Raw genomic sequence first — 14,851 nt, forward strand, 5'->3', positions numbered from 1 at the left:
TGACTTAACTGTATGCTGCGATTGCTTGTCCCGCTCACGATTATCGGATGCATTAGCATCGGTGGCTTAGTGTCTTGCACCGTTCCACCTCCGCGATCGACATTGGCTTCTAGCGTGGAAGTTTCTGACCATCGTGCCTTACTTGCTGAGAGTTGGACAGCTTATCGAAAGCGATTTATTCAAGCCGATGGTCGCGTGATCGACTGGGAAGCGACGGGTCGCTCGACTTCAGAAGGTCAAGCCTACGCCATGCTTCGAGCCGTGATTGCAGACGATCCCGAAACATTTGAACGAACGCTACGCTGGGCAGAAACCAACCTGCGACGACAAGATCAATCTCAGACTCCGATCGATTCCCTCTGGGCTTGGAAATGGGGACAGGACGCTGGAGGCAAGTGGAGAATCCTCGATCCAAATGTTGCGAGCGATGCTGATATTGATGGAATTACCGCATTAATTTTGGCATCGCGACGATGGCAGCGATCGGACTACCTCACCCTCGCGCGCCGTAAATTAAAAGATCTTTGGGCAAAAGCAACCGTCACGCTTCCAGCCGATCAGAAACGATATCTCCTCCCTGGCGCTGTGAATCTATTTCAGCGCAACGAAAAGCTCAAAGCGAACCCCTCATACCTTGCCCCTTATGCCTTTCGTCTCTTTGCCCAAGTTGATTCAGAGCGAAATTGGCTGAGTCTAGTCGATAGTAGCTATCAGATGTTAGAGCAATCCTCGAAAGTCTCCCCTGTCGGCTTACCGAGCGATTGGATTGCCCTCGATCCGAAAAATGGACAGTACAGTGCATTAGATCCAGGCAGTCCACTGATTACCCAATATGGTTTTGATGCGAGTCGAGTTTGGTGGCGGGTTGCCTTGGATGCGACCTGGTTTAATGAGCCAAGAGCGAAGTCATACCTTCAATCAAATCTGGGACATCTCAAACAGATGTGGCAAGCTCAGCGCAAAATTCCTGCCAAACTCGATTTACAAGGACAGGCTGTTGTGGATTACGAAGCCACCTCGCAATACGGCATGTTATATGCTGCCTTCCGAGTGATTGATCCCGCGATCGCTGAGGAAATTCTCACCGAGAAGCTCCTACCTGCATATCGCAACGGATTCTGGGATAACGATTCCGCTTATTACTCTCAGAATCTCGCCTGGTTTGGACTGCTCCCTCCAAATGTCATGGCGGCTTATCTTACAGATCCTACTCAAGCTGCAACTATATCCCTCCCATGAACAAACGGTTTTCAGATCAGTCCTCTCATTCAGGACATCCACGTCGATTTTCTAAAACACTGCTAAAACGGGCATTAATTCTCTGCTGTGCAGGTTTAGTCACTGGGCTTGCGATCGTGCTGCTGCACGCCCCGCAACCTATCTCAGCTCAAGGTGTTCAAAGACAGGAAGATCAGCTCATTCGGGACTTTAAGCTCCCATCCACGCCAGTTGAGGCACCTGTCTATCGCCCACAAGCCCCTGTCTATCAGCCTGAACCTGCTCCTATCGTTGAAACACCACCAGCAGCAGAGCCTTACTACGAGCCTACACCGTCACAACCTGCGCCTGTAGAATCGGCTATACCCGCACCGTCGCAATCTGCACCCAAAGCCGAGCCAAAGTCTGAGCCAACGAAAGCTGCCAGCGCTGAAGCATTGAGCCGATACGTTTTAGAATTCAACCGGAGTCCAGCGATCGGAAACCGTTTCCGTTTACAGGGAACTTACGCTGAAGCGCGGATTGGCTTCACACGACCCAAAAACTGGACGGTCAAAACGGCAAAAGTTGTCGTTCGATTTCAGCATTCTCCCGCGATCGTGGCAGACAAATCGAATCTGATTGTCCGCGTTAACGATACCAGCATCGGCAGCGTTCCATTGAACTTGAAGAATGCTCAAATCGGTGAAGCAGTGGTGAATATCCCAGCTAATCTGATTCAGGATTACAACGAAGTCACCTTAATCGCTCAGCAATCTAATTCCCCAACTTGTGCAAATCCTGACGATAAAGCCCTCTGGTCAGAAGTTCTGCCTGACTCGAAAGTGGTGCTAGATTATCAGCCTCAGGCACTCGCATTAGATTTCAGTCGCTATCCATTGCCGTTCTTTGACAATCTCGGCTTGGATACAACCCGGTTGAACTATCTTCTGCCTGGACAAGTGAATGAAGCTTGGCTCACTGCTACGAGTCGTTTTCACGCGCATTTCGGACGGTTAGCTGATTTTCGATCGCTAGAAACCAGCCTCGTAAAAGACACGAAGAAGTTTCAGTGGAACGATCGCTTAATCATCATCGGCACACCCAAAGACCAACCAACTCTCAAATCGATGAAGTTGCCTTTGAACATCACGAACGATCAGATCGTAGATGGGAATAAAACGGCACTTCCTGACAATGTCGGTGTATTGATGCTAGCAACGCTCAACAACGGTGGTATTCCGGTTCTCATTGCTTCTGGAAACAGTCCAGAAGCAGTTGCGAAAGCAGTTCAATTCCTGGTGCAACCGAGCAATAGCCAGATTGGGGCAGGGCAAGTTGTCTTAGTTCAGAATGTTGCGGAAGTCGAAAGCCCGAAACCTCGCAGTTGGGAACGCTACTTGCCACTTGAAGATTCATTCCAATTGAGCGCTTTGAAAGGATTGGATAACAAGCCATTTAAGGATGTGACAGTCCGTGGAACTTCTGCGCCACCTGTTCAGTTTCAGTTCCGAGCGTTGCCCGACGATCGCATGTTACGGGGTAGCTCAATGAATTTGAAATATAGCTACAGCGCTCAAGTCAACACCCGCAAGTCTTCGCTCTCTGTACGAATTGATGGCGTTACAGTCGGAAGCAAGAAACTGACTTCTGATAATGGCGCAAGTAATGAAACGTTCAACGTTGATTTGCCGCCCAATTTGATCAAGTCGGATTCTGTAATTGATGTTGCTTTCGATCTCTATCCCAAAGAATCTTTGAAATGCGGTCAGGTCAGCGATCAGCAGCTTTCGGGAACCGTCCACAGTTCAACAGAGTTCAAGATCAACCGTGAAAACTCCGTTGAGTTACCAGACCTGAAACTGCTGACCACGGGTTATCCATTTGCCGCGCCGCAAGATCTTTCCCAAACGGCGATCGTGGTTCCTGACGCTCCGACTGAAGCAGATGTGATGACGCTGCTGAAATTTAGTGAGCGTTTAGGGCGGCTCAGCCAAGCTCAATCCGTCAAGCTCGATGTCTACAAGCCTGGAAGCCTGACTGAAGCAGTGAAAAAAGATCGGCATTTAGTCGGAATTGGGACACGCGATCGCTTCCCCATTCAGGAAATGCTGCAAGCCAATAGCGGTTTTCGTCTGATGGATTCTTTCACAAGAGAATCAGGCAAAGAGAAAATTAACGTCTTACCCGATCAAGGCGGTGTGATCAAGAGCATGATGTCGCCTTGGAATCGCGATCGCGTTCTACTAGCACTGACCGCTCAAACAGATTTCGGCTTGAAGCAAGTTCAAGATGTCTTCAGCAACGACCTTTGGTTCTACCAACTTAAAGAAGACACGGCTCTCATCAGCACGAATCAAACGAATCCTTCACCTTTCGATTCCAACGCTTATCAAATGCAGTTTGTGAGCCAATCGGAGCGCCGTCGAATTGAAGACACAAGCATTGTGAGCAAGGCAAGGCAATTCCTGCAAGAACAGTGGTATCTGCTTCCGGTCGGCATTGTCGGCAGCTCAGTCGTGCTCTATGGCATCAGTCAGCTTTTCTTGAAGCAAGTTGGAGGTTAATTGATCATGGCAAATTCATCTCCAAGACGCTACCAAAGTAAAGGACAAAGAGTTCTAGCTTGGTTTGTCGAACTCATTCCAAATTTCTTCGATCGACTTTTTCAGAGAAATAGCGCTCCTCAGCTTGTCTTCCTGATGGTGCTGCTGCTCGTACTCGCAATTCCTCTCATCATCACTCCGCTTGAAATTTGGCAGCAAGGAATTGTGGCGATCCTTTTAATCGGATTGGGCTGGGGCGTCACAGACATCGAGCACAAGCACGCAAAAGGACAGACGAGCGAGTATCTACACCTTTTCATGGTGTGGCTCAGTCTGATTACAACGTTTCGCTATCTTTACTACCGCACCAACTACACCCTCAATCTGACAAGTGGGTGGCTTGATGCAGTGTGTAGTGTGCTGCTCTTTTTAGCAGAACTATATGCCATCATGACGCTCGCTTTAGCGTTCTTCCAAACCCTAAAGCTCAAAGAGCGCAAGGCTGTTGATCTGGCAACGATTCCCGAGAATCAATGGTTTAAGGTTGATATCTACATTCCAACTTACAGTGAGGATGTGGAGATTGTTCGCAAAACCGCACTCGGAGCATTAGCGATCGACTATCCGGCTGACAAGAAACGAGTTTACATTCTCGATGATGGTCGTGCAGAGAAGTTCCGGGCAAGACGTGAGCAGTTACGGCAAATGTGTGCTGAGCTAGGATGCACGCTGCTCACGCGAGATAACAACGACCATGCGAAAGCTGGAAACATCAATACAGCGCTGCGTCGGACAGGCGGCGACCTTGTTCTCATTCTCGATTGTGATCACATTCCAGTCCGTCACTTTTTGAAAGACACCGTTGGATTCTTCTACAGTCCTAAAGTTTCTCTCGTTCAAACCCCTCACTGGTTCTACAACCCTGATCCCTTTGAACGGAACTTGCAGACAGGCGGAAAAATTCCAGTCGGGAATGAATTGTTCTACAAGGTGCTACAAAAAGGAAATGATTTTTGGAACGCAGCATTTTTCTGCGGTTCTGCGGCAGTTGTCCGAAAATCGCACTTACTAGAAGTGGGTGGAATTGCAGTAGAAACGGTGACGGAAGATTGTCATACCTCGTTGAGATTGCATTCTTTGGGCTATGAGTCGATTTACTATGACAAGATCATGGTAGCTGGACTTGCACCAGAGAAATTTTCAGCTTATGTCGGTCAACAAATTCGATGGGCGCGAGGAATGGCACAAATTCTTCGGATTGAAAACCCTTTGTTCAATCCGAAGTTGAAATTGTCGATCGGGCAAAGAATCTGTTATTTCAGTGCAACGTCTCACTTCTTCTATGGATTTCCTCGATTGATGTATGCGCTTGCGCCTGCACTGTTTCTCGTGTTCGGGATTAATCCAATCCGAGGTTTAGGGTTAGAGACGCTGGCTTACGCACTGCCACACTTCTTTGTGTCAACTTACGCAAACTACATTACTTACAAAAATGTTCGATTCTCGTTCTGGAATGAGATCTATGAGTTTGCCATGTCATTCCACGCTGGAATTGTGACATTCCTCGCATTGGTCAATCCGAAGTTGGGAAGCTTCAACGTCACAGATAAGGGGTTATCGGTGACAAAACGCAGTTTCGATTGGGGTTCAGCAAGAGCGCTAGCGGTCGTCACGTTGCTAGTTATCGCTGCGATCGCGGCAGTTCCGTTCTGGTTGATTTTGCGCCCTCAAGATGCGGAAGCTGTGTTAGTCAACATGGCTTGGAGTATTTTCAACCTGCTGCTGATTGTTTCGGCATTATTGGTTGCATTAGAACAACCCCAGTTGAGACGGGCGCATCGACTCGATCGCAAGTTGCCTGCAACCCTTTACAGCAATGGGGCAGCCGTTCCTGGTTATACTCAGAATGTGAGCGAAACGGGTTGCCAGTTGATTGTTGAGAGTTGGGCAGATTTTCTCGAAGATGCAGAAATCGAACTGGTGGGAGACTACGGTGCGCGCGCGTTTGTAAAAGGTCAGATTATTCGGATCGTCCCGGTCAGTGAAACGCAGTCGATGTTATCGATCGAGTTTATTGATCTCACCCGCGCTCAGCTGGATGCCCTCAGTATTGTGATTTACTCAGATGTGCGGGAATGGTACTCGCAGCAACGGGAAAACGTGGACGATCCGTTGCAGTCTTTCAAGTTCATTGCAGGCAGCTTCTTTCGATCGTTCCAGCAGCGCAATGCTGAGCCAAGCAATGTCACGAGAGTGCGGAAACAGATTCATGCCCATGCTCAACTTTATTGGAGAGGGCAATTCTACTCAGGCATTGCGACTCAAATTAGCAATCGCAGTTTGAGATTAGAAATTCAATCTGACGCGATCGAAGATGTCAGGCTCTTAGAGTACTATCAGCCTTTGGTTGGAGTGCTCTTGAGTCAGACTGCGGATGAATCTTTGCCAAATCGACTGCTTGCAAAGGTAGAACAGGTAGACCTGATCATGGGCGATCGCACAATCGTTGAATTGCAGTTTCCCGAGCAAGTGATGCAACGACAAGAAAGCAAAATTAAGCAGCTTGTCGATACGCTGAACTAGCAATAATCTGGAATTGTGCAAAGAGGGCATATTAGCATGCCCTCTTTTTATTTTTCTAGCTGCCTAGGAAAGCGAGTAGACATAGGATCGAAACTGAGATTGCCTTTCAGGTGTGCGGTTTACAAGTAACCTTTCGCTCTTAGAGTTTTTCTAACTGTCTGCCTCGCCAAGTCCAACCCCAACCCGTCTCGGTTTTAATGATCGAGGTCAAGACGATCGCACAGACCACTAATCCTCCGGCTCCCATCATCCACCAGTTTTGCAGTGGGATAGTAGTAAAGGGCGCGCTCTCGCGTCGAACTCGATATTGCAGAAAAATGCCGATCGCGCTGATGCTCAACGCGATTGCATTCCAAATCGTGAGCGAGGAGAGCGCCAGATCAATCAGTCCACTCACTATCCCAATCCAAGGCAGCGCAAAAATCATGAATGTGACAAATACACAGTACAAGGCGGCTTGATAGTTGCGATTTGACCCCATAAACCAATTTTTCGTCCAACCTTCCCACAAAGCCGAAAAAGATTGATACATCTGCGCTTCAGCCAGATTAGCTCCCAAACCGTACCACAGTTTGAAATGTTGTTGTTTAATGCGACGGCTCAATTCGACATCTTCCACCACTTGATCGTGCACGGCTGCATGTCCGCCGATAGCGTCATAAGCGCTACGACGAAATAGCATGAATGGTCCTGCCGCAAACGCGGTGTCCGAAGTCGGATCATTGACAGGAGCAAAATCAAATCCGACCCCTAGTAAAAGCACAACAATCGGCTGCACTAACCATTCCGACCAATGACGACACAGAATCACAACGGCAAGCGAAAGCAAATCGATTTTTTCCTGTTGAGCATACGCGATCGCCGTTTCAATACTCTTTGGCTTCAATCGCACATCCGCATCGATAAACAAAAGAAACTCGCTTTGAACCTGCTGCACGGCTTGAGTACAGGCCCAATTTTTGCCGACCCAAATCTTCCCTCCTGGGCGGGATTTTCCCGATAAAAGTTTCAATCTGGGATCTAGACGGGAGCCTTGTAGAAGTTCAACGATCGCAGCCGTTTCATCCGTCGATTGATCATCCACAACCCAAACTTCAATCTCTAAATCTGTACTTTCTAAAACAGATATGACACAAGCCTCGATATTTGCAGCTTCGTTATATGCAGGAATGATGACGGATACCGAGAAAGAAGAATCAATTGAATCAGGATCAATTGAAATCTTTGGGGCGCTATTTAAGGCGCGGCTAAGCTTGCCAGAAAAAATAATGATCGCAATGATAGAAACAACTAAACCCAAGACAAGAATTATCACAATGAATGGCTGCCGAGAAGAGACAAATAATGTTCCTTACCTTATCGCATCAACGGCAGCACGCTTCTACTAGACAGAGTATCCTGAGACGGTTAGATACATTTATTTACAAATAAATCACAAAGAATTTAGATTTGAAAAAAAGTCTTTTTTGCTCTATTTTTTCTATGAGACTAACTTTATATATCGAAGGAATTAAGATCCTTGCGTATAATCTGAACAAGGTTCTTAACTATTTTTGAGCCTCGACTTCCGCGATCATTCAACCTCCTTTAGTTAGAAGAGATTTAATCATGCCGCGTATCCTTGTAATCGACGATGATCCTGCGATCGCAGAACTCGTCGCTGTCAATCTAGAAATGGCAGGCTACGATGTGAACCAAGCGTCGGACGGCATTCGTGGACAAGCCCTTGCTCTCCAAATTCAGCCTGACTTAATCATGCTGGATCTCATGCTGCCTCAAGTCGATGGATTCACCATCTGCCAGCGCATTCGCCGAGATGAACGAACGGCTGACATTCCCGTCCTGATGCTGACTGCCTTGGGTCAGACCCAGAATAAAGTGGAAGGCTTTAACGCTGGCGCAGATGACTATTTAACAAAACCGTTTGAAGTTGAAGAAATGTTGGCGCGGGTGCGGGCGTTGCTGAGACGGACGGATCGCATTCCTCAAGCGGCGAAACACTCAGAAATTCTCAGCTATGGACCCCTGACCCTCGTACCTGAGCGGTTTGAGGCGATCTGGTTTGCCAAAACTGTAAAACTGACGCATCTAGAATTTGAGTTGCTCCATTGCTTACTTCAGCGGCATGGACAAACTGTTTCACCGAGCGAAATTCTCAAAGAAGTCTGGGGTTATGATCCTGATGACGATATTGAGACGATTCGCGTTCACGTTCGCCATTTGCGCACCAAGCTTGAACCAGATCCCCGTCATCCTCGCTATATCAAAACCGTCTATGGTGCAGGGTACTGCTTGGAATTGCCGAGTGAAAGTGTTGCGATCGAAGACGTACAAATGGCTGGATAACGGCTCATTTCTCCAACCGCACCGCATACCACTGTAAATACTCGCCCGGCGCCATATCCAACTCGCAGGTCGTATCTAATAGATATCGAATCTGGTTGTCGATTGTGCCTGCTTGTTGAAGGTCTGGGGACAAAGTGTCTTGACGAGTTGCGAGAATTGATCGCAGTTTTTCGCTCAGTTCGGCTGCACTTAGAATTGCTTCAGGCTGGTTGGTTTCAAGAACAACGAAGTGTTCTTCTTCGTACATGGATGCCGCAGACATAAGGTTTTGGAGATTGAAGATCTCTCTCATCTTGCCATTTAAATCTCCCGCAGGTCAGAACCAGATGGCTTCGTAGCCATGATATCCAGAAAGTATCTCTATACCCGAATTGTATGCAAACGGCACATTTGATCTTTAATCCCGTCGCGGGTCAGGGGAACGCTGAACAGGAACTTGCACTGATTCAAAAGCTTCTGAGTCAGAAGTTTGAGTTTGAAACCCATTTCACAACACCTGACATTGGAGCAGACGACTTGGCAAAGCAGGCGGTGCAACAAGGCGTAGATGCGCTTTTTGTATCTGGCGGAGATGGAACGGTTTCGACCGCAGCGACAGCCGTCATTCGGACAGGAATTCCTCTCGGTGTGATTGCCCGTGGGACTGCAAATGCGTTTGCAAATGCGTTAGGGATTCCAACTGGAATCGAGGCTGCCTGTGAAACGATCCTGAAACAGCAAACCAAGATTGTAGATGTCGCATTCTGTAATCGTTTACCGATGGTCTTGCTGGCAGGCATCGGATTTGAGGCAGAAACCGTTCAACTTGCGAGCCGAGAGGCGAAAAATCGATTCGGAATTTTAGCGTACATTTTAGCGGGTCTGCGGAAGTTACAAACGCTAGAACAGTTTGAAGCGGAAGTGGAGACAGACGATCGCGTAATTTCTTTTACGGCATCGGCGTTGACGATCGCCAACGCAGCGCCTGCCACTTCAGTCTTAGCTCAAGGACCTGCCGGATTAGTGATCGATGATGGATTATTGGATTTGACGATCGTGGCTCCCGCCAATCGAACCAGCGCGATCGCGGCAACTTATCATCTGCTTCAGTCCGCCCTCAGCGGCAATCCAGCCGATCGAGATGATGTTGGCTATGTCCGATCCAAACGTTTCAAAGTTACAACCCATCCCCCTCAGAAAGTAGTAGTTGATGGAGAAATGATCGGGACAACCCCGATCGAGGTGGAATGCGTTCCCGCCGGACTCACCGTGTTTTTACAAGATCCAGAAGCCGAAATTCCAACAGAAAAATTGGAAGGATTACCCGACCTAGTCATTGAACCTAAAGATTCCGAGAATTAACGATCGAGGAATTTTTCCATAGACTATAAAAAGAAAAACTGAGAACAGTGTTCTCAGTTGAGGCGTGACCAAAATGTTCGTGATTTTGGCTGTTTTGTCAGCTAAATGTACGAATTACGAATTGTGGAATTGGCAGGCAAAATGGCGGTGAGTCTCGAATGGGTCTTTGGAGGGGCGGCTTTCTTCGCCGCGATCGCAAATGGCGTTGGGTTTTGGTATTATTGGCGATCGTCTCGTGTCGAAAGTTCGGAACAAGAGTTGCAAGCCGCACTTTGGCGGCAATCGATCGCAGTTGAAGCTGCTTTAGATGGAATTGCGATTCTCAGCGATGCCGGAAAATTGCTGTATCTCAATGATGCTCATCTAGAAATGTTTGGCTACAGTCGGACAGAACTGATTGGGAAAAGTTGGAAAACGCTGTACTACCCCGAAGAAAGTCAGCGTATTGAGCGGGAAATTCGCCCGATTCTGCAACAGACAGGACAATGGCGCGGACAGGTGATCGCAAAGCGCAAAGACGGCAGTACTTTCTTTGAAGAAGTTTCCCTGACACAAACTGAAAAAGGGGTCGTTTCCGTCTGTCGAGATATTACTGAAACGAGACAGACTGAGATTCGCCTCAAAGTTCTAGAACGCGCGATTAGTGCGAGCAGTAACGGGATCATTATTACCGACCCAACTCAGTTGGATAATCCGATGATCTACGTCAATCCAGGATTTGAGCGAATGACAGGCTATGCTGCGGTCGATGTTCTTGGCAAAAATAGCCGCTTGCTGCAAGGCGCTGCAACAGAAAAGGATGCGCTCGAGCGGTTACGTCAAGCCTTTAAAGAAAACGAAGACTGTACGGTTACGCTTCGCAACTACCGGAAAGATGGAACCGTGTTTTGGAATGAGTTATCGATTTCACCGATTATGAATGAGCACGGACAGGTGACTCACTATATTGGAATTCAAACTGATGTAACCGAACGTATTCGCACAGAAGAAGCGCTGCAACTTCAGATCCAACGCGCTCATTTATTAAAGCAAATTACGCAAGAGATCCGCCAAAGCCTCGATACACAAGAGATTTTTCAAACCACTGTGACTCAGATTGGCAGAACGTTTGGGGTCGATCGCTGTTTGCTACATGCCTATATCGAGCGTGAAGAAGATGCGATCGCGTCCGGCTTTGCCATGTCTCAGCTCGATACAGTCTTTCCAAAAATTCCAGTGGTGGCGCAATATCTGGAGCGAGGCTGCGATTCCATGCAGGAGGTTGAAGTCCCAATTCAAGGCAATCCTCATACCCAGAAAGTTCTAAACTGCGATCGGGCAATTTCTTCCCCAGATGTGCAACGCGATCCATTGCTTCGCTCTACTCTACCGCTCTGTGAGCGCGCCCGCATCAAATCAATGCTTGCCGTTCGCACCTCTTATCAAGATGTCCCCAATGGGCTGATTTGCTTACATCAATGTGAAGGATTGCGCGCTTGGAAAGACGACGAAATTGAACTGCTCGAAGCCGTTGCCGACCAAGTTGGCATCGCGATCGAACAATCTCGACTCCTTAAACAAGAACGACTGCAACGGGAGCAACTCACGAAACAAAATTTAGCCCTAGAACAAGCGAAACAGATTGCCGAGACCGCAAACCGTGCAAAAAGTGAATTTCTAGCAACGGTGAGCCATGAGATTCGGACTCCGATGAATGCCGTCATTGGCTTGACGGGCTTACTGCTAGAGATGGAACTGACCGAGCAGCAGCGAGATTTTGTGGAAACGATTCGCAACAGTGGCGATTCTCTGCTGACGATTATCAATGACATTCTTGATTTCTCCAAGATCGAATCTGGCAAACTCGATTTTGAGCAACAGCCCTTTGATTTGAAAGCTTGCGTCACCGAATCGATCGACTTGCTGAGTCCTAAAGCGATCGAGAAAAACTTGACTTGCACTTATCAAATTGCACCCGATGTCCCCAAGATGGTCGTGGGAGATGTCACCCGCCTGCGCCAAATTCTCGTCAATCTGCTCAGTAACGCCGTTAAATTTACGCAGCAAGGTGAAATTACCGTTTCAGTCACACTTGCACCCCCTTGTAACATGGCATCTGTCTGCAAGACGACTAGAATCGTTCACTGTGCTCAACTTCCTAGTGAGCAATCGTTGGGATTGCAATTTGCCGTCAGGGATACAGGGATTGGCATTCCACCGGAGCGGATGACACGACTCTTTAAATCATTCAGCCAAGTCGATTCCTCAACCAGTCGTCAATATGGTGGAACGGGCTTAGGATTGGCAATTAGTCGGCGTTTGAGTGAAATGATGGGGGGATGTATCTGGGTCGAAAGCCAAGGTGCGATCGGAGGATGTCCTCCTCAAAACTTTGTTGCCACTCAACATTCATCTCAACCGGGTTCAACATTTTACTTCACGCTTTGCACACGTGCAGCTGACTCCAATGCAACTCAATTGATCGAGCCAATTGCCAATGTCGAATTCACGCAAGAATCTCCGCAGGTCACACCGCGATCTCAACCGCTGAGAATCCTGCTGGCAGAAGATAACGTCGTCAACCAGAAAGTGGCCTTACATTTACTATCCCGATTAGGATATCGCGCAGACGTGGCAGGCAATGGGCTAGAAGTCTTATCTGCTCTGGATCGTCAAGTCTATGATGTCATTCTCATGGATGTGCAAATGCCGGAAATGGACGGCTTAGAAGCGACCCGGAAGATTGTATCGGGTGCATTTCCAGTTCAGCCCTATATCATTGCCATGACTGCAAATGCGATGGAAGGCGATCGCCAACTCTGTCTAGATGCAGGAATGAATGATTATTTAAGCAAACCGATCCGGGTTGATGCGTTAAAATTTGTTCTCAGCAAGTGTATCCCTGTTGCACGATCAGTACTCAAGCGGAGCAATCTCGATTCCACAGAGTCTCCCCCTGCTTCTGTGCCATCTTCTCTCTCAATTGCTCCCTCAGATCCAAACCCTGATCCTGCTGTTCTGCTGTCTCGTGACTTGACCCACGATTCCGGATCGACTCTCTCTTCTGATTTGATCAATCAGTATCTTAGCGATACCCGACTTTGGGTTGCTCGGCTCCAGCAGGCCACTCAATCAACGGATGTGCGAACCCTACATCAGATGGTTCGCCGTTTGCGATCGAGCAGTCTGCGTGTTGGAGCAACGGCAATGGTTGAGCAGTGCGATACGTTGGAATCCTGCCTGAGTCTGGGAACGCTAGAACAGGTCGCTTTTCGAGTCCGCCAATTAGAAGCCGAGTACGATCGTGTCCAGGCTTCGCTACATTTGGAACTTCAGCAATGCCAGAAATGATGCCCTCTTTCCATAATCCCCCGCTAATCTTAGTCGCAGATGATGATAAAACCATGCGGCTCGGTGTGCGTCAAGCGATGGAGCAAGATGGCTATCAAGTAATTGAGGCACACGATGGCAATACCTGTCTGAGTGTGTTCGAGCGGGTTCGCCCGGATGTGGTCTTGCTCGATGCCATTATGCCTGCGATCGATGGCTTTACCTGCTGCCGCCGCATTCAAGAAATGAGTGGAATACGTCGTACTCCGGTTCTGATGATCACAGGACTGGAAGACCAAGATTCAGTGGATAAAGCCTTTTCAGTTGGAGCGGTTGATTACATCACGAAGCCGATTCACTGGGCAGTATTGCGGCAGCGCGTGAAACGATTGATTCAGCAAGTTCGCCTTTATCAACAGCTTGAGACGGCGAATCATGAACTGCAACGATTAGCCGCGATCGATAGCCTGACTCAGGTCGCAAATCGCCGCAGATTTGACGAGTATTTGCAGCAAGAATGGCAGCGAATGTTGCGCGAACAGTTGCCGTTGTCGTTGATTTTGTGCGATATCGATTGCTTTAAGCTCTATAACGATACGTATGGGCATCAAGCGGGCGATGATTGCTTACGCCAAGTCGCACAGGTCATTCAGAATGCGGCAAAAAGAGCGATCGATTTACCTGCCAGATACGGGGGTGAAGAATTTGCCGTCATTTTGCCTAATACGGATCAAGAAGGCGCAATTTTAGTTGCACAGGATATTCAGACCGGGGTGAAGAATTTGCAAATTTCTCACACGGCTTCCAAGGTCTGCGACACGGTGACAGTGAGCCTAGGAGTATCCAACACGATTCCGAGTGTGATTACGTCTCCAGAGTTGTTGATCAATGCAGCAGATAAAGCGTTGTATCAAGCAAAGGCGGAAGGACGCGATCGCTATTGCACGTGTCTGAGCTAGAGCGGAATCAATCGGAACAAATTCAGAGTTAGGCCGGTCTGAAGCTGTATTAGGGTGAAATTTATCTCAATACAGCTGTGGAAGCATGTGCGCATTTTCTAAAAATCTGCGTCTTGTTCGGCTCGACTTCGCTCCATCGTTCAAATTAGGGAACTTGGTGCAGTTAGAGCTGAACTGATTGAAAGCAATACATCTGTGAAAGTCTCGCTCGAAAAGTATACCAATGCAATCAATCTGAGTGTTCTTCTTAGCAGCAGACAGAGCATTCATGAAAAAAGACTACTACAACTTTCCGAAATCACCCGAGTGATGAGCGTAGTTATCTTCAGCCTTTAAGGTTAGGAATCTTCTTCAAACGTACAACTTATGTATGAGGATAACCGAACTTCAACGCTAAATATTTACGCCTATAACTTCTAATAGGAATGCTTTATTCAGTTAAAAACCTGACAGCATTCCTATTTTTTTTGTTCCTTAAAAATTGTCATATTCTATTATGTGACAGTTGAAGAACAGACCATTATTCTAGATAATCTAAGCGCCCTAACGATACAAATTAGATATGAGAAA

At 47.7% G+C, this 14,851-nt stretch carries 9 protein-coding genes; 7 read left to right on the forward strand and 2 right to left on the reverse strand.

What is annotated here, in order from left to right; genetic code table 11:
• The first annotated feature begins 12 nt into the window (after positions 1-12).
• From J0L70_RS13775 to bcsA, 3 genes are read left to right on the forward strand one after another with little or no spacing between them, the layout of a single operon-like run.
• On the forward strand, positions 13-1,239 hold the full coding sequence (locus J0L70_RS13775) for a family 8 glycosyl hydrolase (RefSeq protein WP_268242151.1): 1,227 nt from the start codon (positions 13-15) through the stop codon (positions 1,237-1,239).
• The gene (locus J0L70_RS13780) at positions 1,236-3,764 is read left to right on the forward strand and encodes a cellulose biosynthesis cyclic di-GMP-binding regulatory protein BcsB (protein WP_287455040.1); all 2,529 of its coding nucleotides are present in this window, start codon (positions 1,236-1,238) and stop codon (positions 3,762-3,764) included. Before J0L70_RS13775 ends, J0L70_RS13780 begins: the two co-directional genes overlap by 4 nt.
• 6 nt (positions 3,765-3,770) lie before the next feature.
• A complete protein-coding gene (gene bcsA, locus J0L70_RS13785) occupies positions 3,771-6,326 on the forward strand; it encodes a UDP-forming cellulose synthase catalytic subunit (protein WP_017291390.1) in 2,556 nt (851 codons plus the stop codon).
• Positions 6,327-6,465: 139 nt separating this feature from the next.
• Here the strand turns inward: bcsA and J0L70_RS13790 are convergent, their stop codons facing one another.
• The gene (locus J0L70_RS13790) at positions 6,466-7,641 is read right to left on the reverse strand and encodes a glycosyltransferase family 2 protein (protein WP_287455041.1); all 1,176 of its coding nucleotides are present in this window, start codon (positions 7,639-7,641) and stop codon (positions 6,466-6,468) included.
• A 293-nt stretch (positions 7,642-7,934) separates the two neighbouring features.
• Between J0L70_RS13790 and rpaA the strand changes: the two genes are divergently transcribed.
• Positions 7,935-8,672: a two component system response regulator RpaA gene (gene rpaA, locus J0L70_RS13795; protein ID WP_268242155.1), complete on the forward strand. Its 738-nt coding sequence runs from the start codon at positions 7,935-7,937 to the stop codon at positions 8,670-8,672.
• Between the two features lie 4 nt (positions 8,673-8,676).
• Here the strand turns inward: rpaA and J0L70_RS13800 are convergent, their stop codons facing one another.
• The gene (locus tag J0L70_RS13800) at positions 8,677-8,934 is read right to left on the reverse strand and encodes a CRR7 family NDH-1 assembly protein (protein WP_017291387.1); all 258 of its coding nucleotides are present in this window, start codon (positions 8,932-8,934) and stop codon (positions 8,677-8,679) included.
• Positions 8,935-9,047: 113 nt separating this feature from the next.
• Here J0L70_RS13800 and J0L70_RS13805 point away from each other — a divergent pair, with 113 nt between their 5' ends.
• From J0L70_RS13805 to J0L70_RS13815, 3 genes are all read left to right on the forward strand, one after another.
• Positions 9,048-10,013 carry a YegS/Rv2252/BmrU family lipid kinase gene (locus J0L70_RS13805; protein ID WP_268242156.1) on the forward strand — a complete coding sequence of 322 codons (966 nt, stop codon included), beginning with the start codon at positions 9,048-9,050 and terminating at the stop codon, positions 10,011-10,013.
• Positions 10,014-10,118: 105 nt separating this feature from the next.
• Positions 10,119-13,343: a PAS domain-containing hybrid sensor histidine kinase/response regulator gene (locus tag J0L70_RS13810; protein ID WP_190652536.1), complete on the forward strand. Its 3,225-nt coding sequence runs from the start codon at positions 10,119-10,121 to the stop codon at positions 13,341-13,343.
• Positions 13,340-14,281: a GGDEF domain-containing response regulator gene (locus J0L70_RS13815; protein WP_225885669.1), complete on the forward strand. Its 942-nt coding sequence runs from the start codon at positions 13,340-13,342 to the stop codon at positions 14,279-14,281. Before J0L70_RS13810 ends, J0L70_RS13815 begins: the two co-directional genes overlap by 4 nt.
• Positions 14,282-14,851: the final 570 nt, after the last annotated feature.

Source organism: Leptolyngbya sp. UWPOB_LEPTO1 (assembly GCF_017302695.1).
Taxonomy (GTDB): Bacteria; Cyanobacteriota; Cyanobacteriia; order Leptolyngbyales; family Leptolyngbyaceae; genus Leptolyngbya; species Leptolyngbya boryana.